Consider the following 23229-nt stretch of genomic DNA (forward strand, 5'->3'; position numbering starts at 1 on the left):
AATTTAACAGAGTCTTAACATGCCTATAATCAGAAATACCGGATACAGATTTGTATCTAAGAACATAATAGATGGCTTCTCTGTTTTTGAAATTTGAAGAATTAAAATATCTTTGACCTGATCATTAACCCAGAAAACCAATATGATTACTCCCAAAGATTTTGAATCTTTTAAGAAAGGAAATCGCTCTGTTTTTAAGCAAATATTTGACGCCTTTTACAAGGGGTTGTTGATTTTTGCTAAAAATTTCGTGCAAGAATCTGATGTTGCCGAAGATTTGGTGCAAGAGGTTTTTGTAAAACTTTGGGAAAAGAGAGAAACCATTGAAAATCCTACAACAATTAAAGCTTTTCTTTACGTTAGTGTTCGAAACAGAGCTTTAAATCATTTCCGAAGAAACAAATTAATCAAACAATATCAACAGGAAGAAATTCAAAAAAAATCTTCTGAATATTTCTTTAAAAATCAACTAATTGAGGAAGAAACTTACCGAATGTTACTGCAGGCAGTAGATGAATTAAACGGACAAACAAAAAATGTGTGTTTAATGAGCTTGCATGGGGTTCAGAATGCTCAGATTGCCGAAGAGTTGAATTTAAGTACCAGCACGGTAAAGTACCACAAAAACAAAGCTCTCGAGATTTTACGTACTCGCTTAAAAGATCATATTTTCCTGCTACCAATATTGGCACAGCTTCTAGACTTGTAATTAAGTCTAACAGACCAACGAGAATATCTTATTACGAATTGACAAGCATAAATTTACTTTTTCTCCTTTATACTTTTTCACTTTGGAATTTGATTTTTGGAGTTTGTAGTTTTTGTCTTTCCTTAATTTATGCCTTAAATTACAGCTGTATAGAGAAATTTTAGGAAAAAGTAATTTTTTCTACTTTCTCACTGTCCTTTCATTAATCTCATGTGTATTACTAATAGAAAACCGAAAAAAGACAATGAAAAATCACACCGAAGAATATATTAAAATTTCAGAATTGTTATACCGAAAACAATCGGGTTTACTATCTGAAAAAGAACAAATACAGCTTGATGAATGGGGGAGTCAGTCTGTAGAAAATAAAGAGCTTCTTATACATTTAAGTGATGAGTTGGCTTTGAAAGAAAAACGAGCTGAATATGATGAAATCGATTCGAATAGTGCATGGCATAAAATAGAATCTCAGATTTTTGAACAAAAACCAAAAGAGCGAAAGTTGTTTCTGAATTTCTTGAAATATGCCGCAGTAGTTGTTCTGCCATTGGCTGTTGGTGCTTTATTGGTATATCAGGTAATGAATGTCAATGAAGATTATAGCGATGCAATTGTAGAGCAAATTGTGCCAGGAACAAATAAAGCCACCTTGGTTTTGGCTGATGGAAGTACTATTAATCTGGAAGAACAAAAGGATACTTTAATTGCAGGTAAGCTTTTGAATAAAAATAACAAACTAAGTTATGATGCCAGTAGTCAGTTAAACCAAATGGAAGCAAAGTGGCACAAGTTGGTTGTTCCTGTAGGAGGAGAATACAAATTGCAATTAGCCGACGGAACAACAGTTTGGATGAATTCCGACTCTGAGTTGAGATATACCGATCGGTTTGTAGGAAAACAAAGAGTGGTTCATTTAAAAGGGGAAGCTTGTTTTAAAGTAAGCAAGGACAAAGATCATCCTTTTATTGTGAGAACAGAGGCAATGGATGTGCAAGTATATGGAACAGAGTTTAATGTGATGGCTTACACCGATGAAAATCTGGTGCAAACCACATTATTGGAAGGTAGTATTGGTGTTGATTTAAAAAATGAAACAGGAGTGGTTCAAACATCAATGATAAAGCCAAATATGCAGGTTGAATATTACAAGGGAAATATACGAGGAGAAATTAAAGAAGTTGAAGCATCGAAATATTTAGGTTGGAGAGATGGTAAATTTCAGTTCGATAACGAAGAGTTGGGAAGTATTTCCCGTAAATTGGAAAGATGGTATGGAGTGAAGTTCTTTTTCCAAAATCAGAATTCTAAGAATGTAAAATTTAGTGGAGAAATGAAACGATTCCAAGATTTTTCTACCATACTAAACCTACTGGAATATGGTTCTGATGTAGAGTTTGATGTACATGGGAAAATTGTAACAGTTGTAAGTATAAAGTAATATATAGTGAGTAAAAACAAATGTTTAAATAAATAATACCCAATAAAAAACCCGAAAAATGCGCCAACATCTTTCGGGGAATTAATGAATACTTGCGAGGTATTCAATGTTAAATCTAATTCATTTCAAATTTATGAAAAAAAAATGGAATTGTCTTTTTCCAGCTAACCCGGGAAAATGGCTAAAAAGGTATTGGATGATGAGGAATTTTATTATTCTGTTTTTTGTATGTAACCTAGGTGTTATGGCTAACGGATTTACTCAGGAAGTATCAGTTGCCAAATACAGTAACGCAACACTTTTAGAGGTGTTCGACCACCTGAAAGAAGAAACAGGTTATGGTATTTTGTATAAAGAATATGAAATTAATCCTGATGTGAGAGTGAACATGAATCTTAAAGATTCGAATGTTCAGGAAGTTTTGAATGAAGCTTTGGAGGGTACAGGTTTAACCTATATCGTACAAGATGAAGTAATTGTAGTTTACAAAGCAGAAGTATTGCCTCAACCTACTATTAAAGAAGCTGAGCAGGAAAAAAAGGTTTTAACAGGTAAGGTAACCGATAATGAAGGAGTACCTCTTCCTGGAGTATCTGTTGTTGTAAAAGGAACCAACACCGGTGTTGCTACTGATATCGATGGAAATTATTCTATCGAAATACAAAGCGAAAATGCAGTTTTGGTATTTTCTTTTGTAGGTATGTTACCACAGGAAATTGCTTTTGATGGACAATCGGTACAAAATGTTATGCTTATTGCCGACTCAGAACAAATGGCCGAGGTAGTGGTAACAGGTTACCAAACTATATCTAAAGAAAGAGCTACAGGTTCATTCGTTACATTGGATAGTGAGAATGTGAGTAATAGTCCTAACGAAACCATTGGTGATAATTTAGAATCATTGGTTGCTGGTATTCAAACTACAGTTGATGAGAATGGTAATACGAAAATTGCAATTCGCGGAGAATCTTCTCTAACTCAAGATTCACCTAACCCGTTAATAGTTGTTGATGGATTTGCAATTGATGGTGGATTTGAAACAATCAACAGAAATGACATAGAAAAAATTACTGTGTTAAAAGATGCTGCAGCAGCTTCCATCTGGGGAGCAAAAGCAGCTAATGGTGTAGTGGTTATTGTCACTAAAAAAGGAAATATTAAAAAGGGTATTCGGGTTGATATAGAGGCTTATACTAAGTTTAGTGATGATGTGGATTTGGCTTATGCTAATCCTATTGCAAGCTCGGAATCTCAATTAAAGTATGAGATGATGTTGTGGCAGCAAGGATATGGTCAAGTTTCAACAGGTTTAACTGATATTGGTTTAAATCAGACTTTTGGTCATGATCAATTTGAAGAACAGCAGAAGGCACACTTGGCTAATGGAGGAACAGGCTGGGCTAATTTTACTTTAGATACTCCAGCCTTACAAAGTTTAATGAAAAAAGATTACAAAAAGCAGGTTAAGGATTTGATGCTTCGTAAGGCTACATCGCAGAATTATAATATTTCCTTAAGAGGACAAGGAGAAAAAAACAGGTATTCTCTTTCTGTGATGTATAACAAGAACAATAAGGTGATGAAAGAGGATCATGATGACAATGTCTTGATCAACTTTAGAAACATCATGAAAGTGCGAGAGTGGTTGGATTTTGACATTGCCGTAATGACTCAAATCAAGAATGAGAAAAGTGGTGGTGTTGGCCTTGGAAGTATAAAAGAGTTATCACCATACGAGACTTTATTAGATGAAGATGGTAATTATGCGCATATTAATGCCAATGGTTATGATGGATTCCCAAGAACTTACAATACAAAAGTTTTAAATCAAGTATTAACTAATGTGGATGGTTTTGCTTATGATAGTTTCATTAATAATCCGTTGCAAAATATGAGATCTCAGAATTTTAAGACCAAAACTCTTAATCATAGAATTAATGGAGGTTTAAATCTTAAAATTACCGAGGGCATAAATATTAAATCTAGTTTTCAATATGAAAGAGGAACAATAGATACCAAAAATATTTATGGTGAAGATTCATGGTTTACAAGACAGTTAATCAATGCCTCAGCAGTTACCGATTATGACCAACTGACTTTAGGAAATCCTTATACAATTACTGAACATCAGGTTGCAACAGGACAAATTGCATATATTAAGAATACTCAAACGAGCTCTCTTCTTTTTAGAAATCAATTTTCTTTCAATAAGACCTATGGGGATCACAGTTTCAACTACATTGCAGGTACTGAGATAAGTTGGAATAAGTTTGAAACAAAAGATGACTGGTTGTATGGCTACAATCCTAGAAATTACGGAAATGTTGTACCAAATAAATACATTGGTTTAACGCAGGCATTTAGTCCTTCTTATAACACAACCAATATACCTAGAGGTGGAGAAACAAGATTCTTAACTCAAAAGAATTTCTCGTTGTATTCAAATATGGCCTATACCTATAAGGATAAATATACTTTAAGCGCTAGTGTTAGAACTGATGCATCAAACCTGGTTGTTGATGACCCTAAGTTTAGATACTCTCCTTTTTGGTCAGTTGGAGGTAGTTGGCAGTTGACTAAAGAAGATTTTGTTAAGGATTATGAGTGGTTAGACCGATTAATACTAAGAGCAACTTATGGTGTAAATGGTAATTCTCCATCGCAATCAGCAAGAGTTCCAGTATTGAAATTCTACCCAGGTAATTCTCCATGGTCAGGCGCAGGTGTTGATTATGCTTCTTTGGTAGAATTAGGAAATCCAACTCTTGGCTGGGAAAAAGTAAAGCAGTTAAATTTTGCACTTGACTTTGCGATGTTTGGCAATAAATTATTTGGTAGCCTAGAAGTTTACACTAAGAAAAGTGAGGATTTGCTAGCAAGAATTTCTTTGCCGTCAACTGATGGTACGCCTTCTCAGTTTTTTAATGGCGCTGCAATGGAAAATAAGGGAATTGAGCTTAATTTGAATGGTAACTTTAAAATTGGTGAAGTCAAGTGGAGACCAATACTAAACTTTGCTTATAATAAGAATAAGGTAACTCAGGTTAATGAGGTTGATATATTACTTAATGATATAGGATCGAAAAAGTTTGTTGAAGGTTATGCCCTGTATCCACTGTGGTACTATAAGTCTAATGGTTTAAATGAAAATGGTATTCCTACAGTAATAGGTAAAAATGGTACTGTTTATGACGCAAATACCAACATAAGTAGTACGGGAGTTTTTGCTCCAGATCTATTGTGGAATGCTGGAAGTCGAATTGCACCAACCGTAGCTTCCTTAACGAATGAATTTTCATACAAAGGGTTTAGTTTGCTTACAACTATAACGGGTAAATTCGGTCATAAAATGAAAACAGATGGTTTTAGATACGGATTTAGAGGCGATGGACAGAATTATCACGAGAATTTGGATGAAATGATTAATGGAAACCATGAAAAGGTAGGAGAGTTTGCTTTACCTGAAGTGGCAGTTCCAAATTATGTGTCCTATGGGCAAACTTCTTATTACCTGCAATCAAGAATTGAAGATGCTTCATTTATTCGATTTAAAGAGGTGATGTTGTCGTATAGAATGCCAAAATCGGTTATTTCAAAAATTGGTTGTTCGGGGCTTAAGCTATATGCACATGTAAGTAATGTAGGTTTATTGTGGACAGCTAATGATAAGGATATAGATCCAGACTATCCGAAAAATGGATATTTCTTTAAGCCGGAAAGAACTTATACGCTAGGATTAAATCTTAAATTTTAAATAAGGATGACGATGAAAAATCTAATATATATATTAATTACAGTATTTCTCTTTACATCCTGTGATGAGTACCTGGATGAAAAACCAGATAAAAATCAGCAGGAAGTGGAATTTGTTTCTGACATTAACTTGTTGTTGAATAGAACCTCAGGAGGTTTTATTAAAGATGTTAATTTTTCCAATACCTGTGGCGATCAGGAATATCACCAGGAGGTATACAATGTGTTCGGACCTTGGTTAAGTTTTCCTGATATACAGGAAAGTGTATGGAAAGATGATATATCAAGTGTTAGCAATTCTTCGTGGAGTGCAGCTTATGAAGCAATATGGTTTGCCAACTTTGTAATCAACTCAATTGATGGTTTAGAAGGAGATGCTGATGAAAAGGCAAATTTAAAAGCAGAGGTACACTTGATAAAGGCCTATAAGCAATTCAATTTGGCATTGAAACATTGTTTGTATCCTTCTAATGAGAATAGGAACGAATTAGGTATACCCCTAAAGAATGAAACGGAGTTTGGTCAATTAACAGTTAGAGCTTCATTACAAGAAACTTTTGAACAAATTGAGGCTGATCTTATTGAAGGGCTGAAAATCGATAAACCAAGAACTAATAGTTGGAGGGAAAGTAATGCATCGGCAGCAGCCCTTGCAGCGAGATATTACCTGTATGTTCAGGATTTTGTTAATGCTAAGAAGTATGCAGAAGAAGCGATTACTCTTCATTCAACAATGATAAATTTAGAAAATGACATTACTTTATCGCCTTCATATGGTGGTTCTTTAGTTGCTCATACATCAAGAATTGCTTCATATAGTTCAGAATTTTATACGAGCTGGGAAAGTCAGTACAAAATGTATTATGACGATGCTACAGGCCTTTTTATGACACCTAGTAAGGACTTATTGGATGCCTATGAGCCTGAAGATTTAAGACTGCAGTATTTCTTCTCGGATGCTTACTTTAAAACATTCTATGGCTTAACCGAGAATAATATGACATACGCAAGAAATGGTAATCTGTTAACAGGTACCGATGTTGCAGAAATGTATTTGATTCTTGCTGAATGTGCTGCAAGAAATAATGATTTCACAACTTGTATGCAAAATGTAGAACAGGTGAGAGTAAATAGATTCGCGGCCGCCGACTATTCGGCATTACCTGTGGTAGGTTCTGTAAAAGAAGCTGTTGAGTTGATTGCCAATGAAAGATGGAGAGAATTTCCGTTTACATCGCTTAGATGGTATGATGTAAAACGCTTAAATGCAGAAGGTTTAATCGATCCAATAATTTTGTCGAAAGATTACTTTGAAGTGGGTGAGTCTGCTATTGATTTTACTACTTCGAAAGTATATACACTTGAACCAGGTACGAGAAAATATGCTCGTCCAATTCCTATGGAAGTGATTACCTTAACTGGTGGATCAGTTGAGCAAAATACTTACTAAACAAGTTTAATAAATAGTTTTATAATAAATAAAAGCCTCTTCGGAGGCTTTTTTAAAACCAATAAAATGAAAAATATAAGTCTGATATTATTAGTCATAATGGCTATAATATCAAGTTGTTCGCAAAAACAAGACAATTCGTTTCAAATTACAGGAACTGGGTGGGAAAAGTACAATGGAAAAGAATTACGTGTATTGGTGCGTGATACTTCAGATACTGGCATGGCAGAAGTTGGAACTGGAATTATTGAAAATGGACAGTTCGTAATTATAGGTTCAATAGAACATCCACAATCCGCTTTTTTAGGTATTTATACTACCGATGGAGAGTTTGCGGGGTGGAAACAGAATTATATTGCAGAACCAGGTAAGATTTCAATGGAGCTAAAGGAGGGTGATAAGAAAGCTAGCATTTTAGGTGGGAAATATTATGATATTCTATTCAAAGATATTGCTGAGATTCCTGAAATTAAAACAGCAAAACAAGAGTTGGATGCATATTCAAAAGAGTTTTATGCGCTTAAAAAAGAAGAGCAAGATCAAGCAGCTCAGGATCAGTTCTTGAAACTGTATCGTCAACATGACGACCTTTTAAAAAATGCTTATATGGATTTATTGAAAAATCATGAAGATCCATATGTAAGGTTATTGAGTATTTCTCAGTTGCGTGGAGTAAAGAATGTAAAAGAAGAGCTAGCTAATTTGGAGAAAATAATTGGTGCGGTTCCGGAAATTCAAATGTATAGGTACTCTATGAAAAAGGCTGAAACAATGGCCAAAAATAGAAAAATAGTTGATATAGGTAGTGTGGTAAAGGATTTTACTGCTAAAAATTTAGAGGGAGAATCTTTTAATCTGGCTGATGTGTTAAAAGAAAATAAGTATGTATTGGTAGAGTTTTGGGCTTCGTGGTGTGCTCCATGCAGAGCGGAAATTCCTCACATGAAAGATGCTTATGCTAATTTTAAAAATAAAGATTTTGAGATCGTATCTTTCACTTTAGATCACTTGGAAAAATCTTGGAAAAAAGCTTCTGACAAAGAACAGATTCCGTGGATTAATGTGGGGGACCTAAAGGCTTATAAGAGTCCAGTTGTGCAGATGTATGGTGTACAGGGAGTGCCAGCAAATTATCTGGTTAATAATAAAGGAGAAATTGTTGCACTTAACCTTCGAGGCAAAAAATTGGATGAGAAATTAGAGGTGCTTCTAAATTAGTTTGTCATAAATTATTTTTTTAATTAAAAAGCAGGTTCTGGTGAATCTGCTTTTTTTGTTTTATGAGTCCCGTTCTAAAATAAGTTTACAAAAAATAGACTTTTTTTTAGGCCAATTGTTATACTGGTTTGTCATACTAGTGTACTAACAACAATGGGGGAATCCCTAAAAAACTAAACCAGATGAAAAAAATATTAGGAATAATAATGGCATTGTTTTTATGCAGCAATTTATTTTCGCAAGGAATCGAATTTCAGCATGTTTCGTTTAAAGAAGCATTGGAAAAAGCAAAAGCAGAAAACAAAATGGTGTTCATGGATTGCTACACTACTTGGTGCGGACCCTGTAAGGCTCTGGCAAAAAACGTTTTTCCACAAAAAGAAGTTGGAGAGTACTATAATGCCAACTTTGTGAATCTTAAAATGGATATGGAAAAAGGAGAGGGACCAGAGTTATTGAAAAAATATGATGTAAAGGGTTTTCCCACTCTATTATTTATTGATTCGGACGGTAATGTATTGTACAAAAGAGTGGGGGGAGGTTCTGCGAAAGATCTTATTACAGATGCAAAAAAGGCTACAGATCCTACAGAACGTATTGACTACGTGAAGAAAAAATATGAAGAAGGCGATCGCAGCGAGGAAATTGTAATGAAATACATCGCTTTGTTGGCTAAAAACAAATTAAAAGAAGAATTGAAGAAAGTAGGAACTGAGCTTCTTGCTGGATTTTCAAATGAAGACCTATTGGATCCTGCTAAGTTTGAAACTTATAGAGTAGTCGGAGATGTAGTTGATAGTGAAAGATTTAAGTTTATTCTGGATAACAAGAGTAAGTTTATTGCCATATCAAACGAAGAAGCTGTGAATGACTTTATAATGAACATATACGTTGAAAATATAAAATCTGCAGTAGGTGGTACTGATATTGAAAAGCTGAATACTGCTGTTGAACTGTTTGAAACTAAATATCCAGATCCGCGAAATTATTTTTTCAGTAGTCAATATTATGATAAGTTTTATCTAGAGAATAAGAATTTTGAAGCATGGTTTGAGTCTAAAGAAAAAGCTGCTGAAGGGCTTGTTTCAGGGGGAAAACAGTATCAGAATGTATTAATTATGGCAGCATTTAGAGTAGCACAAGATCCTATTTTTGACAATATTGAGGGAGCTTATACTAAAGCAGAAGATTGGTTTAAACAAGTGGTTAAGTTCAACGAAAACTATGTTTATTCATATTCAGGCCTAGCCTACTTGTATCAAAAAATGAATCAGAAAGAAGAAGCTTTAAAGAATGTTCTCCTTTCTATTAAAAAATCCAAGGAGCAAGGGCATGAAGTAGATCAGCGAATTTTAGATTTACAGAAATCTATTGAAGAAATGTAAAGCATAATTTAGAAAGAGACATGTTTATAGGAGCTAAATAATTAATTGGTTAATTTTAGTTCAAGGCTAATTTATGAAAAATAATATGTTGGCCTCATCTTTGAAATTCTTTTGAAAATGATTAGGAATAATTATCCATTTTAATTCCTAAGGAAGGAGAACAATTCGGCTCTTTCTGCTAAACCGGCTGAGTAATTCGAGGTGTTAAAACAACAAATTGAGAAATTATAAAATCTATTAAAACTTAAATACAATGAAAAATATAATACTGATTCTAGTATTTTGTTTCAGCTTAATTTCATGTGAAACAAAGCCTAAAACAGTTCATTTAAAAGGTGAATTGAAAAATTTTCCTTCCGAATTTATGATGACTAAAAACACTCCGGTTGGAATGCTTTTGAAAGAAGGTGTAAAAATTGTTTTGGATGAGCAAAACAAATTCGATCTTACATTTGACTTGGATAAACCAACTTATTATCGTTTAGGGAGAAATACACTGTATATCTCTCCAGGCGATCAAATCGAGTTGTTTTGTGATATGAATGCTCCAAAGTCTGCTAAGTTTTCTGGTGATGCGTCGTTAGCGTGCGAATATCTAAAATCAAAACCTTTTCCTAAAGGAGGATCTTATCTGTATGGCTATCAGGTTTTGGATGGTAATCCAGAAAAAGATGTTGTTCGCAAACGAATTGAAGATGTTGTATTAGCTAGACAAACAGAGCTGAATGCATTGAAAAATGTAAGTGCAAAGTTTAAAAAAATTGAGCATGGTAGAATTTTGTTTGATGCAGCTAATTCTTTAATGTCTTATAGCTTTTATGGAGCTTATATGGCAAAAATCCCAAGGGATAGCATGAAGAAATTTGGAGAAGAGTCAGCAGAATTCTTTAAAGAGGATATTGATAAATATTGCGCAAATGGAGGTGATGCTGATTATTTGAGTATAGATACCTATCTTTCAGTTGTTGAGAGATGTGCGGGTATTGTTGGAGAGGAAAACATGGATCAGGAAATTTTAGATTTTCTAAATGCATATGAATTGACCATGAATTTAGGATCCTCAGGCCCTGTTGCTTCGGTGTTGAATGATAAAGACAAATGTCTGGCAAAGATAAAGACACAAGTCTACATAGATGCGATAAATAAATCATTCAAAAAATATGATTTGATTATGCCAGGTATGTCAGCACCTGAACTGAATATGAAAAATAGAGCAGGTGAAGCTGTTAAGATCTCTGATTTTAAAGGCAAATTTGTTGTAATTGATGTTTGGGCAACTTGGTGCGGACCATGTATTAAGGAATCTCCTTATTTCGAGAAATTAGCCGGGAAATATAAAGGAAATGAGAACATTAAATTTGTAGCTATTAGTATTGATTCCGATTTAAAAGCCTGGGAAAAGTACTTGGCAAAACATGAAAAGCTTTCTGAGCAATTTGTTTGTAATAGAACCGAATTTGAGAAATACATTTTACAAGGAGTTCCTCGTTTTATGATTATTGGCAAAAAAGGTGAAATTATTGATGTATTTGCACCAACTCCATCAAATCCAAAATTGGAAGAAATGATTATACAGCAAATTGGGTAAGGAATATTAAAATTGTTGATTTAAAAGAGCGGTCATTATTATGATTGCTCTTTTCTCAGTTTACATTAGTAAGCTTATAAGATGATATTGGTAACATAAATTTTCCAATTAGTTTTTCTCTTCATCACAAAAAAGAACATTTTTATGAAATAAGTGGTTGATTTTTTAAAATCATAAATATATTTGTAATCTAACCACATTAAGCATGCCCACTGATTACAGCATTTTAGAAGCCATTAAAAAAGATAATAAGAAAGGCTTAGACAATCTTTTTGAAAGATACTACAAGCCGCTTGTCTTATTTGCTAATGCCTATTTGAATGATATTCATCTCTCCGAAGATATCGTACAAGAGCAGTTTATTAAATTCTGGAATGATGAATTGTACAATAATATACAAACTTCGAAGGCTTTAAGTTCCTACCTGTTTACTTTGGTAAAGCATGCTTCATTAAATCAGATAAAAAAAAATGATGTGTTAGCTAATACTGCCGAATTTACTCATTATGATATTGCCGAAGAAGAGGCAAAGCGTTTAGCCGATGAAGGAATTAAAAAGGTTCACAATGCTTTGGCTGACTTACCAGAAAAAACTAGAAAAGTGGTTGAATGCATAATGATTCAAAATATGCGTTACAAAGAGGCTGCCGAAGAACTGGAAGTCTCGGTTAACACCATTAAAACCTTATTAAGAGGAGGTTTGGCTAAACTGAAAGAAAGCCTGAAAGATCGACAAGATTTGTTTATTTTGTTCTTTATGAAATAAAATTTCAATTATCAGTTATCAGTCATCCTGAAGGAAGCGGAGCGACGAAGGATCTCTTTAATTAAGGTGGAAAAGTGGAAAAGTGAAAAGGTGAAAAAGTCGAAAATTCATTAACCATTGACTACTGACCACTGACTAAACTGCTGAAAGCTGACTGCTAACCTCTACTAAACAATAAATTCAATTAACAAAAGCCCAAAACACAGGCAGAATACGAAACTCATTATCTTTAGTTTAACAGACCAGGGGGGTACCTCAGAGCTCCGAGTTGGTACTTCAGAGCTCCGAGTTGGTACTTCTGAGCTCCGGATTGGTACCTCAGAGCTCCGAGTTGGTACTTCTGAGCTCCGAGTTGGTACTTCAGAGCTTCGAATTGGTACCTCAGAGCTCCGAGTTGGTACTTCTGAGCTCCGAGTTGGTACCTCAAAGCTCCGAATTGGTACCTCAGAGCTCTGGTTTCATACCTCCGAGGTAGGGGGGAGTACCTCAAAGCTCCGAATTAGTACCTCAAAGCTCCGGTTTTGTACCTCTGAGGTATAGGGGTGGGACCAGCAAAGATCGAAGAGGCGAAAGTCGAAAAGTCTGAAAAGTCGAAGATCCAATAACCATTGACTACTGACTATTGTCTGCTGAGAGCTGGAAAGTGAAGATCGAAAGCCTGCAGTTATCCTGAGGGAAGCCGAGCGACGAAGGATTTCTTTAATTAAAGGTCAAAGGTTAAAGTCCCTGTTTTTAGCTTTTTTCTAATTATCTTGAAAAAAAATCATTTTTTATTCACCCATTTCAGTTAAAATTTTGTTCCACTAACAAATCAAAAGAAAAGAATGGATAATCACAACGATCATATTGATAGAATAGTTGACTGTTTAGCAGGGAAAGCTTCTGAAGATCAGGTAAAAGAACTTGATCAGTGGCTTGCAGAGAGCGATGACAACAAGCAAGTCTATCGTGATGTGGTAAGATCATACTATCAGATAAATAACAATGCCAATTGGGATAAGGTAAATGTTTTTGCTGCTAAAAAGAATATTAATTCGAAATTAAAAAGCAAAAAGAAAGTGCCTTTCTGGTCGATTGCTGCCTCTATTGCAGTAATGCTTGGAGTAGGACTTGCCGTTTTGTTTACTGATTTTAGTAAGGAGGAGCAATTGGCAAAAGCAGAAGTAATTGAAGCAGGACAAAAAGGTGCTGAATTGATTCTATCCAATGGTCAATCTTATGAATTGAAAAATTCTCAAGATTTGTTGAAGGAAAAGGATGGTTCTGTTTTAAAAATTGATTCAACAAAGGGTATTGTTTATGATACCAAAGCATCGAATAGACAGGAATTAATTTACAATACCATTAAGGTAGCCAGAGGACAAGAGTACAATATGCAATTGGCCGATGGAACTAAGGTATGGATGAATGCAGATTCGGAATTGAAATTTCCTGTTGAGTTTGTTGGTACTAACAGAAAGGTATTTTTAAAAGGAGAAGCCTATTTTGATGTGGCAAAAAATAAAAACAAACAATTTATTGTGAATGCTCACGGACAGGATGTAAAAGTTTATGGTACCGAGTTTAATGTAAATGCTTACGATGAGAGTTTGGTGAAAACCGTATTGGTAGAAGGTTGTGTAAGTGTTACAATGGAATCTTATGGTGTAGAAGAAGAAATGCTTCCAGGCGAATTGTTTATGGCAAATTGCAAGAACGGAAGTACAAGCAAACAAAAAGTGGATGTGTATCCTTATATCGCCTGGAAAGACGGCAATTTTATTTTCAGAAATGAGCGTTTGGAGGATATTATGCAGCGATTAGAGCGTTGGTATCAAATCAAAGTATTCTTTGCAGATCATGAGTCTAAGGAACAATTGTTGGTTGGTGATATGAAACGTTACGATAGCATTGATAAGTTACTGTACTTTATTCAGAAAGGTACTAATGTACAGTTCGATGTAACTGGAGATGTAATAGTTGTAAAATCGAAATAATTCAAGAAAAATGAAATAAAAAAAACGGAAAGTTCGGCAAAACCTTCCGTCTAAATATCCCTGAATAAATATCGGTAAAATATTTATTCGAAATTTTTAACTCTTAACATTACAAATTTATGAAAAAAAACAACCCATTAGGCTGTTTCTTTCCCAAGAAGTGGCGGAAAATCCTGTTGAAAATGAAAATTCTAAGTTTTTTAGTACTTGTTCTTTCGTATAGTGCGACGGCAAAGTCTTACTCTCAGAACCAAAGAGTAAGCATGGAGATGGATCAGGCAACAATACTTGATGTTCTAAATGAAATTAAAGAGCAAACTGGTTTGCGCTTCGTTTACTACCAAGATATGTTCGATGAATCTGCTAAGGTAGATGTTGAAGTTGAGAATGAAGAAGTGAAACAAGTTCTTGATCAACTGCTAAGAGAAAGAGGTTTGGAATGTGAAGTGGAAGAAGAGGTGATAACTTTTAAAAAACTAGTAAAGCCAATTCCAGTTCCTGTAGTGCAAGAAAAAAAGAAAGTAACTGGGAAAGTTACCGACGAAGATGGTATTCCTTTGCCAGGTGTTTCTGTAATTGTAAAAGGAACGACAATTGGAGTTTCTACCGATATTGATGGGAATTATGCTATTAATTTTTTCGATGGTAATGCTGTTATTGTATATTCTTTTGTAGGAATGATAACACAAGAAATTGTTTATAAAGGACAAACATTGCAAAATGTAACGCTTTTTGCTGACACTGAGCAAATGGCTGAGGTTGTGGTAACCGGTTATCAGTCGATTTCTAAGGAGAGAGCTTCAGGTTCATTTGATAAACTTTCAACTGAGCATTTGGAAAAAGCATCTTCTAGTATTTCGGAGCGATTGCAAGGAACATTAGCAGGTGTAAATGCAACAGTTAGAGCTGATGGTTCCTATGACTTCGAAATTCGCGGACAATCAAGTTTATATGGTGATGCGCAGCCACTGGTTGTTGTGGATGGATTTCCTGTTGTGCAGGAAGACGTTTATAACGAATATGGACAGCTTGTATCTAGGTTTGATCCATTTAGTACAATTAATCCTAATGATGTTGAGAGTATTACCGTATTGAAAGATGCAGCTGCCGGATCGATCTGGGGAGCAAAGTCTGCAAATGGTGTTATTGTGATTACAACAAAAAAAGCGAGGAAAGGAAAACTAAAAGTTGATTTTTCTACATTCGTGAAAACCTCTTCAATGGTAGATTTTGATTATCTCAATCCCAAAGCCTCAAGTGCAGAGACAATTGAATATGAGAAGCAAATGTTCGAGATGAACACGACAAATACACCTTGGACATTACCATCTTATTCGACATATTCAGCTGCAACGGCACATTCGCAGGCAGTTTTACTGATGAATCAGCAACGATTAAATCTTATAAGTGAAGATGAAATGAATGCAGGTTTGACCAGATTAGCAGGATTAGATAACAGAGGACAGATTGAAGATAAATTGATGCAGAATCCATTTACTCAACAATACAGTTTGAGCATTTCTGGTGGTACGGAACTAACATCGAATATTCTTTCATTGATGTACGAAAAAGGAAAAGATAATTTCAAAGGGAACGATTCTGAAAAAGCAGTTGTTAACTTCCGCAATAATACAAAATTAGCTAAATGGTTAGATTTTGATTTCTCGGGAATGATGCAGTATTCTTCTCGTGATCGTAATGGTGTTCAGAATAGCGATCCTTCTGTTTCGCAATATAGTGCTTATGGTATGATGACAGGTTTACAGCCCTATGAGATGTTATTGAACGAAGATGGAAGTCAGGCTAATCTTAATAATCTGTTTTATTACACACCTGTTTTAAATGGATTGGTTCCTACTGAGAATTTTTCTTATTCAGATTGGTCCTATAATCCTATTCAGGAATTAGGAGCAAGAGATTTTACTATTGAAGAATTAAATGCCAGAGTTCAATTAGGATTGAATTTCAGATTGATGGAAGGCCTTAATTTTAATACTAAAGTATTGTATGAGCGTTTGGTAAGAAAGAACAAAAATGTTTTTGGAGCAAATTCATTCACCATGAGAAAGATGGTAAATGAAACATCTTCATGGAATCAAAATACTGGAGTTGTTGATCCAATTATGCCTAATGGTGGTGGTTTAACAGAAAATACCACGACCATTAAGTATTACAACTGGCGTAATCAGTTGAATTTTAATAGAACTTTCGCCGAGAAGCATTCTATTAACTTTATTGCTGGTACAGAAATTAGTAATAGAGTAATTGAAAGAAGCGATGAAACCGACACATTCGGTTATTACAATGATGAGCGAATAGGAGTAGGTCGTTTAAAGAAACCTTATGATGCCTACGCTTCTATGTGGTTAGGCACTCCACTGATGTATGGTTATTATCCAATTGCTTTAGATGATGTACGCGAATTTACTTATGCAACTGCAAGAAAGTATTCTTTGTTTGCTAACCTTTCTTATACTTATAATGACAAGTATAGTATAACAGGTAGTTATCGTACCGATGCATCGAATTTGATTACCGATAATTCGAAGTATCGTTATTCTCCTTTCTGGTCAGTTGGTGGTAGCTGGCAAATGTCTAAGGAAGATTTCCTTTCTGATGTTGATTGGTTGAATCGTTTGACAATGCGTGGAACTTTTGGTTACCTTGGTAATTTTGACCCATCTACTTCTCCATATCCATTATTAGCTATTGAAGGAGCTGTAGATAGATATTCACTTGAAACAACCGCTAAGATATCTAATTTTGGTAACCCTACTCTTCGTTGGGAGAAAACTAGAAATATTAACCTTGGAGTTGATTTTGCTGTCTTAAATTCAAAATTACATGGTTCAGTTGAGGTATACCATAAGTTAGGTGCAGACCTAATTGTTAATCAGTCGGTGCCTTCTATGACCGGAACAAGCACACAGAAGTTTAACAATGGTGAAATGGTCAACAAAGGTATCGAGATAAAGTTAGGTACCACATTGCCAGTTATGGGTAATGATATCAAGTGGACTGGGAACTTAAACTTTGCTTACAATAAGAATGAAATTACCAAATTCTTTAAGGCAACTTATAGCCAATTTGATTTGTTTATGGGTGGAACAAATGCTTATTCTGAAGGTATGGATGTCAATTCGATTTGGGCATATGATTATGCAGGTATGACTAATGTTGGAACAGATTCTGATCCTTTAATAAAACCTAGCATTCACGGTGAGAATGGAGCTGTTTATCCAATTACAGCATATGCTCCAGGCAACGATGCAAGAAAGTATATGTCTAATCAAGGAACTTCAGTTGCTCCGTATATTGTTGGTTTCCAAAATTCATTTAAGATTTACGATTTTGATTTATCTTTCTTGGTTACTGGTAAATTTGGTCATAAATACAGACGTCATGGTTTTGATTATAAGCCTTTATGGGGAGGTAATACAGTGGTGAATAATAAATTTTCGGAGGTTGTTAATGGCGATCCCAATAAGATTGTACCAATTCCAACGAACGAGAGCAACTACTATGTTTATAACAGCTATGTTCCTTATATGTCATATTTAACTGAGTCGGCATCTCATATTCGTTTGCAGGAAGTAAATTTAACTTACAATTTACCAAAGAGATTTACATCTAAATTAGGTTTAAGCCGAGTTCAAGCTTATGCACAAGGGAATAATTTGGGAACAATTCTTTGGAATGATTTTGATGAAGATCCAGAGTATCCTATGGGATCAATTAAGCCACAGAAGACATTTACTTTTGGTTTAAGAGTTAGCTTATAATTAAATATTAAAGATTATAATGATGAAAAAATATATATTAATTTTGATCGCGTCAGTGGTTTTATTTGCCTCTTGCGACGACTTTCTAAATGAACCACCTAATAAATCAGAGTCTGTAGTTCCTTCAACAGTAGAACATCTAGAGTTTCTATTAAACGATTATACGCAGTTTAATGCAGAGGAAAATTATGATTTGATTTTCGGAAGCGATGATTTTGGTTTGTTAACTTCTTTATACGATAATAATCCAAGTGTTTATACAATGGGGAATGCCCATTATGCAACTTGGGATGTTGAGTATTTACCTGTACAAGAGGATAGAGGTTATTATTCTGCAGAATGGAAGAAGATTTTTTCTGCCAATTTAGTTTTAGAGTATTTATCTGAAGTTTCTGGTACCGATGAAGACAAATTAAATCTAAAGGCAGAAGCTCACTTTATTCGCGCTTATAGCTATTTTCAAATGGTAAATACCTATTGTCTTCCATATGCTACTGAAAATATGGATGAGATGGGATTACCAATTAAGGCGTCTACTAGTTTTGAAGAATCAGCTGAAAGAGTTACTCTACAGGAAACTTGGGATTATATTCTAGCTGACTTGGAAGAAGCGTTAAAATTGAATCGTGATTTAGAATTGTCTGGTGAGAATTACAGAACATGGAGGGCAAGTGCTCCTGCAGTGAATGCTTTTGCTGCTCGTGTATACTTGGTAATGAATGATTATGCGAAAGCACAATCTTATGCACAGGCGGCTTTAAGTGGTCATGATGAAATGATGGACTATAATACGGATATGTCTTATTCAACTATTCCTTATTCAGTCCCAGACGGAGCAGGTGGTACTCTAGATGTTCTGTTTCCAATGACAAATGATGCTCAAGGAGCAGCGGCAATTCGTATGGAATGGAAAGAACTGTATTATTTCCGTTTCCTTTATAATGGCCATCGGAATTATTGGGCTTCTCCGGAATTATTATCACTATATGACCAAGCCAATGACTTGAGATATAAGTATCATATGGTTGAAAATTACAGTTATGATAGAGGACTAACGATTCAATATCCTGCGTATATTTTCTTTTTCGATAAAATACCAAGTGGACCTACTGTAGCAGAAATGTTATTAATTAAATCAGAGTGTCAAGCACGTTTAAATCAGGTGGCTGAAGCTATGACAACTGTTAATTTATTACGTACAAAGCGTATACTAAATACAGCTGATGCATCTGCAATTAATTTGTCTGCTGGTTCTCAAGATGAGGCAATTGCGAAGATTTTGGAAGAACGTAGAAGAGAATTACCATTTACTCAGCGTTTTATCGATGTACGTCGATTTAATAACAACAGTTATGCTGCTGATGATGTTGTTATGACAAGACAGTTTTATCCTGTAGGCGAGCATGTAATTGAAGTATCTAAGGGAGCTCAAACATTAACACTTGATAAGAAATCAAGAAAGTTTGCTCGTCCATTACCTCAATCTGATATTGATGTAACACAAGGTGTTCTTGAGCAAAACACTTATTAGTATTTTGCAGATAATTTATTCTGTATGTAGCAATGAATTGATAATTCAGGTGTTTAAGTTAACACTTAAACACTTGTTTTTTGCTCTCAGTGCAATTGGAGTATCTCAATGTATTGCCCATTGCCTTGTGTCCTTTGACTACAGGCTAATATTTAAATAACCTACCTTCTTACCTATACCCATTATTAATTTTGTGCAAAAAAGAATTGCACATTTCATGTTAACCACTAACTCATTGTGTTATGATCAAGAGAGTATCGATATTATGCCTCGTTATTATTTCTGTGATTTCTGCAAAGGCTCAAAAAAAAGAAAACCTGAGTATACTTTATGTTGGGTATAGTCCTGATAAAGATTGGACTGTTCCTGCAAAATTCAAAGCTTATTTCAAAAATGAAATTCCTAAAAACGACTTCGACCTTTACCATAAGAGTTCTCGATACGCGATGTATGTAAGAGAGGGCTATTATGAAAAAATGGGTTCTGTTCTATCGAAATATGAACGTGAATCGATGGAGTACTTTAAGGCTAATGTAGCCTACTTAGATACTTGTACTTTCCCAACTTTAATAAAGAATGATATGATTAATGGGTTAACTATTAGTTATATGAGAGCTAATGATGAAGCCATTAAATCCTACTTGGAAGGGGTTATCTATCAGAAAGTAAAAGATAAAGCAAGTTTAAAAAGATTTGAAGACTACAAAGCAGGGCAAAATGCTTATGCCAATGGTAAACCTGCTCCTCAATTTACATTATTCGATATTAATGGAAAAGAAGTTTCATTATCTGATTTTAAAGGAAAAATGGTGATGATGGATTGCTGGGCAACATGGTGTGGACCTTGTGTTAGAGGGTTACCAAAATTCAATAAACTAAAAGAAAAATATGCAGGTGAAAATATTGTATTTCTTAGTATTTCAGTAGACGAAGATGTGGAATTATGGAAGAGAAAAGTGAACGAGAATAAAGGTGGTTTGTTTACCGGAATACAATTGAATACTTCAATCAACAAAAATACTTTCAAAAAGGATTTAATGGTTCAAGGTATTCCACGTTATATTCTAATTGGAGCAGATGGCTTATTGATTAGAAGAGAAGCTCCAAGACCAGGAACAGCCGAGTTATATGAGTTGATTGATAAAAATTTGAAGTAAAGAATAACAAAGATGAAACATACAAAAATATCTCCTTTACTTGTCTTCTGCATGAGTATTGTATTGTTGGCAAGTTCTTGCCAACAAAAAGAAAAATATGATGGTTATACCATTAAAGGATCAGTAAAAGGTTTAGATTCTGGTATGCTTAAAATACTTGAAATTAATTATACTTATAGAGATGTAAAGCCTGTTGTTATAGATAGTGCGCAAATTAAGGATGGCAAATTTCAATTGAAAGGAAAAATTGCTCATGCCGATCAGGTTAGTGTGATGATTGGGAAAGAATACTATACCGATTTTATTCTTGAAAATTGTGCAATGACATTAAATCTAGATGTATCAAAGAAGCAGTCAGGAAGCGATCGAATATTTACTAAAGTAATTGGATCAAACTTAAACGATTTGCTAGAGCTTCAGAATCGTAAAGAAGACAGTCTGTTTAATCAGGAAAAATATGCGGTATTTACAGGTTTAAGAGCTGAAATGATAAAAGCTTATCAGTCTAAAGATGAAGAATTGATTCAAAAGTACAAAGAGCGTTTTTCCAAATATGAAAGTTTAAGCAACGAACGTTATGCCGAACGAAAAAAGCTTAAAATGGATTTTGTTAAAAAGTATCCAAATTCAGTCTTAGCTCCTTATGTGTTAAGTTTTCAGTTTAGCGAAGGAAGAATGTCTAAAGAAGAAATGAAAGTTGTTTATCCTATCTTTCAAGGAGAGGCGAAGCATACAGCAATGTTCGATTACTATACTAAAACATATAAGGAAATTTTCGAACGATTGGCTATAGGAGCAACTGCACCCGATTTCACATTACCTACTAATAATGGTGGAACGCTTACCTTATCAGAAGTAAAAGGGAAATATGTATTTGTTGATTTTTGGGCTTCTTGGTGTGGTCCTTGTCGAGCTTCCTTTCCTCATTTAAAAGAAGTATACAAAAAGTATCATAAGGATGGGTTTGAAGTTATTGGTGTTGGTGCTGCCGATGTAGAATCGAAATGGTTAAAGGCTATTAAAAAAGATCAGACCGTTTGGAATCATGTTTTTGATGATGGAGGCGGAGATCATAAATACGGTAAAGTTTCAAAATTATATGCAGTGCCATTTTTACCAAGCACCTTTCTGTTAGATGAAAATGGCGTTATTCTTGGACGTCAATTAAGAGGAGAAGCCTTGGATAAAAAGATGGAAGAACTTTACGGATATTAATAAGAAATACCTAACGCATTAATATAGATATAAAGATGAAAACTAAAATTAAATTACTAATTCTTTGCATTGGCATTGGATTTTCGATTATTTCTTGTGGAACGCAAGAGAAACATGACGGTTATATTTTAAACGGTGTTGTTGAAGGAGCTCCTGATGGAATTGTGACTATGAGTATAGAAGATAAATTACTTGATAAGGTCATTTTCACAGATACAACTCAAATTGTTGAGGGGAAATTCACATTTAAGGGTAAAATAGAACATCCCGACATGGTTATTCTCAAATTAGGAAAAGTGCAAACCTCATTTATCCTTGAAAATTCTGAAATGGAATTATCAATGGATCTTAATCAGGAAACAGATTACTTGCACACCTCAATTGTTACTGGTAGTGTAAGTAATGATTTGTATATGAAGTCCAATGCAGAAATGGAAGCCATTATTGCAGATGAAAAATACCAACCACTTGTTGATAACAACAATAAATTGAAAGAAATCGATCAGTCAACAAAAGAGGGTGTACAAGAGGTAATAAAGTTGGTAAATGAGGTGCAAACCACATTGTATCCTTTGTTTACTGAGCGGAATAATAGAATGACAAAAGTTGCACTTTCTCATGTGAAAAATAATCCGAGTTCTGCATCGTCACCTTGGATCATTGGGGGAAGTTTTATGGGGCTTTCTCCAGAAAAACAGAAAGAAGTTTTTTCATCTTTTAAAGGAGATGCAAAGAATACATGTTACTACAGAATTTTTGAGAATACGATAAATAGTAATGCCAATAAACTTGTAGTAGGAAAGAATATTTTGGATTTTACTCTACAGACTATTGATGGCAAATCTTTAACCCTATCGGAGGTTGAGGGAAAGTATATTTTACTTGATTTTTGGGCAAGCTGGTGTGGGTCCTGTAGAAAGTCTATGAAACATGTAAAACATTTGTATGAGAACTACAAAAAAGACGGATTTGTAGTGGTGTGTGTTACCACTGGTGATACCGATGCGAAGTGGCGAAAAGCTGTAAAGCAAGACGGAACAGAAATGTGGCATCATGTGTTTGATCCTCGTAGTAATGCTAAAAGAAAGAAATCAGGAAAAGTTGCCGATTTATACGGTATAAAAGGTTTACCAACAACTTATTTAATTGATGATAATATGATGATTGTTGGAGAGAATCTTAGAGGAGAAAGTTTAGATAAAAAGTTGGAAGAACTTTTTGGACACTAGATAATTGGAAGTAATTAATGTAAAAAAGAAAA

The 23229-nt window shown here is 34.6% G+C and carries 14 protein-coding genes; all 14 read left to right on the forward strand.

What is annotated here, in order from left to right; genetic code table 11:
• The first annotated feature begins 142 nt into the window (after window positions 1-142).
• The 14 genes from ACT3CE_RS12495 to ACT3CE_RS12560 all read left to right on the forward strand — a co-directional run bounded on the left by ACT3CE_RS12495 (window position 143) and on the right by ACT3CE_RS12560 (window position 23197).
• Window positions 143-709 (forward strand): RNA polymerase sigma-70 factor, encoded by a 567-nt coding sequence (locus tag ACT3CE_RS12495; RefSeq protein WP_444710100.1) that lies wholly within the window; start codon window positions 143-145, stop codon window positions 707-709.
• Window positions 710-953: 244 nt separating this feature from the next.
• Complete coding sequence (locus ACT3CE_RS12500) at window positions 954-2147, forward strand: FecR family protein (RefSeq protein ID WP_444710101.1); 1194 nt, start codon at window positions 954-956, stop codon at window positions 2145-2147.
• A gap of 133 nt (window positions 2148-2280) precedes the next feature.
• Window positions 2281-5901 carry a SusC/RagA family TonB-linked outer membrane protein gene (locus ACT3CE_RS12505; protein WP_444710102.1) on the forward strand — a complete coding sequence of 1207 codons (3621 nt, stop codon included), beginning with the start codon at window positions 2281-2283 and terminating at the stop codon, window positions 5899-5901.
• 12 nt (window positions 5902-5913) lie between these two features.
• Window positions 5914-7350, forward strand: a complete 1437-nt coding sequence (locus ACT3CE_RS12510) for a RagB/SusD family nutrient uptake outer membrane protein (RefSeq protein ID WP_444710103.1) — start codon at window positions 5914-5916, stop codon at window positions 7348-7350.
• A 66-nt stretch (window positions 7351-7416) separates the two neighbouring features.
• Window positions 7417-8568 (forward strand): redoxin domain-containing protein, encoded by a 1152-nt coding sequence (locus ACT3CE_RS12515; protein WP_444710104.1) that lies wholly within the window; start codon window positions 7417-7419, stop codon window positions 8566-8568.
• A gap of 182 nt (window positions 8569-8750) precedes the next feature.
• Window positions 8751-9953 carry a thioredoxin domain-containing protein gene (locus ACT3CE_RS12520; RefSeq protein ID WP_444710105.1) on the forward strand — a complete coding sequence of 401 codons (1203 nt, stop codon included), beginning with the start codon at window positions 8751-8753 and terminating at the stop codon, window positions 9951-9953.
• A gap of 253 nt (window positions 9954-10206) precedes the next feature.
• Entirely contained in the window at window positions 10207-11541 is a 1335-nt protein-coding gene (locus ACT3CE_RS12525) for a TlpA family protein disulfide reductase (RefSeq protein WP_444710106.1), read from the forward strand.
• Between the two features lie 205 nt (window positions 11542-11746).
• The gene (locus ACT3CE_RS12530) at window positions 11747-12307 is read left to right on the forward strand and encodes an RNA polymerase sigma factor (protein WP_444710107.1); all 561 of its coding nucleotides are present in this window, start codon (window positions 11747-11749) and stop codon (window positions 12305-12307) included.
• 824 nt (window positions 12308-13131) lie between these two features.
• Complete coding sequence (locus tag ACT3CE_RS12535) at window positions 13132-14283, forward strand: FecR family protein (RefSeq protein WP_444710108.1); 1152 nt, start codon at window positions 13132-13134, stop codon at window positions 14281-14283.
• 182 nt (window positions 14284-14465) lie between these two features.
• Window positions 14466-18065: a SusC/RagA family TonB-linked outer membrane protein gene (locus tag ACT3CE_RS12540; RefSeq protein WP_444710109.1), complete on the forward strand. Its 3600-nt coding sequence runs from the start codon at window positions 14466-14468 to the stop codon at window positions 18063-18065.
• Between the two features lie 43 nt (window positions 18066-18108).
• Window positions 18109-19596, forward strand: a complete 1488-nt coding sequence (locus tag ACT3CE_RS12545; protein ID WP_444710110.1) for a RagB/SusD family nutrient uptake outer membrane protein — start codon at window positions 18109-18111, stop codon at window positions 19594-19596.
• Between the two features lie 242 nt (window positions 19597-19838).
• A complete protein-coding gene (locus ACT3CE_RS12550) occupies window positions 19839-20753 on the forward strand; it encodes a TlpA family protein disulfide reductase (RefSeq protein WP_444710111.1) in 915 nt (304 codons plus the stop codon).
• Window positions 20754-20765: 12 nt separating this feature from the next.
• Window positions 20766-21968: a redoxin domain-containing protein gene (locus tag ACT3CE_RS12555; protein WP_444710112.1), complete on the forward strand. Its 1203-nt coding sequence runs from the start codon at window positions 20766-20768 to the stop codon at window positions 21966-21968.
• Window positions 21969-22003: 35 nt separating this feature from the next.
• Window positions 22004-23197 carry a redoxin domain-containing protein gene (locus tag ACT3CE_RS12560; RefSeq protein ID WP_444710113.1) on the forward strand — a complete coding sequence of 398 codons (1194 nt, stop codon included), beginning with the start codon at window positions 22004-22006 and terminating at the stop codon, window positions 23195-23197.
• Window positions 23198-23229: the final 32 nt, after the last annotated feature.

The organism is Marinifilum sp. RC60d5 (genome assembly GCF_052400665.1).
Classification (GTDB): domain Bacteria; phylum Bacteroidota; class Bacteroidia; order Bacteroidales; family Marinifilaceae; genus JBQTGK01.

Bases quoted from the DNA above. Each gene is read 5' to 3' on its own strand.
- ACT3CE_RS12495 (WP_444710100.1), top strand. From the start codon at position 143: ATGATTACTCCCAAAGATTTTGAATCTTTTAAGAAAGGAAATCGCTCT.
- ACT3CE_RS12500 (WP_444710101.1), top strand. From the start codon at position 954: ATGAAAAATCACACCGAAGAATATATTAAAATTTCAGAATTGTTATAC.
- ACT3CE_RS12505 (WP_444710102.1), top strand. From the start codon at position 2,281: ATGAAAAAAAAATGGAATTGTCTTTTTCCAGCTAACCCGGGAAAATGG.
- ACT3CE_RS12510 (WP_444710103.1), top strand. From the start codon at position 5,914: ATGAAAAATCTAATATATATATTAATTACAGTATTTCTCTTTACATCC.
- ACT3CE_RS12515 (WP_444710104.1), top strand. From the start codon at position 7,417: ATGAAAAATATAAGTCTGATATTATTAGTCATAATGGCTATAATATCA.
- ACT3CE_RS12520 (WP_444710105.1), top strand. From the start codon at position 8,751: ATGAAAAAAATATTAGGAATAATAATGGCATTGTTTTTATGCAGCAAT.
- ACT3CE_RS12525 (WP_444710106.1), top strand. From the start codon at position 10,207: ATGAAAAATATAATACTGATTCTAGTATTTTGTTTCAGCTTAATTTCA.
- ACT3CE_RS12530 (WP_444710107.1), top strand. From the start codon at position 11,747: ATGCCCACTGATTACAGCATTTTAGAAGCCATTAAAAAAGATAATAAG.
- ACT3CE_RS12535 (WP_444710108.1), top strand. From the start codon at position 13,132: ATGGATAATCACAACGATCATATTGATAGAATAGTTGACTGTTTAGCA.
- ACT3CE_RS12540 (WP_444710109.1), top strand. From the start codon at position 14,466: ATGAAAATTCTAAGTTTTTTAGTACTTGTTCTTTCGTATAGTGCGACG.
- ACT3CE_RS12550 (WP_444710111.1), top strand. From the start codon at position 19,839: ATGATCAAGAGAGTATCGATATTATGCCTCGTTATTATTTCTGTGATT.
- ACT3CE_RS12555 (WP_444710112.1), top strand. From the start codon at position 20,766: ATGAAACATACAAAAATATCTCCTTTACTTGTCTTCTGCATGAGTATT.
- ACT3CE_RS12560 (WP_444710113.1), top strand. From the start codon at position 22,004: ATGAAAACTAAAATTAAATTACTAATTCTTTGCATTGGCATTGGATTT.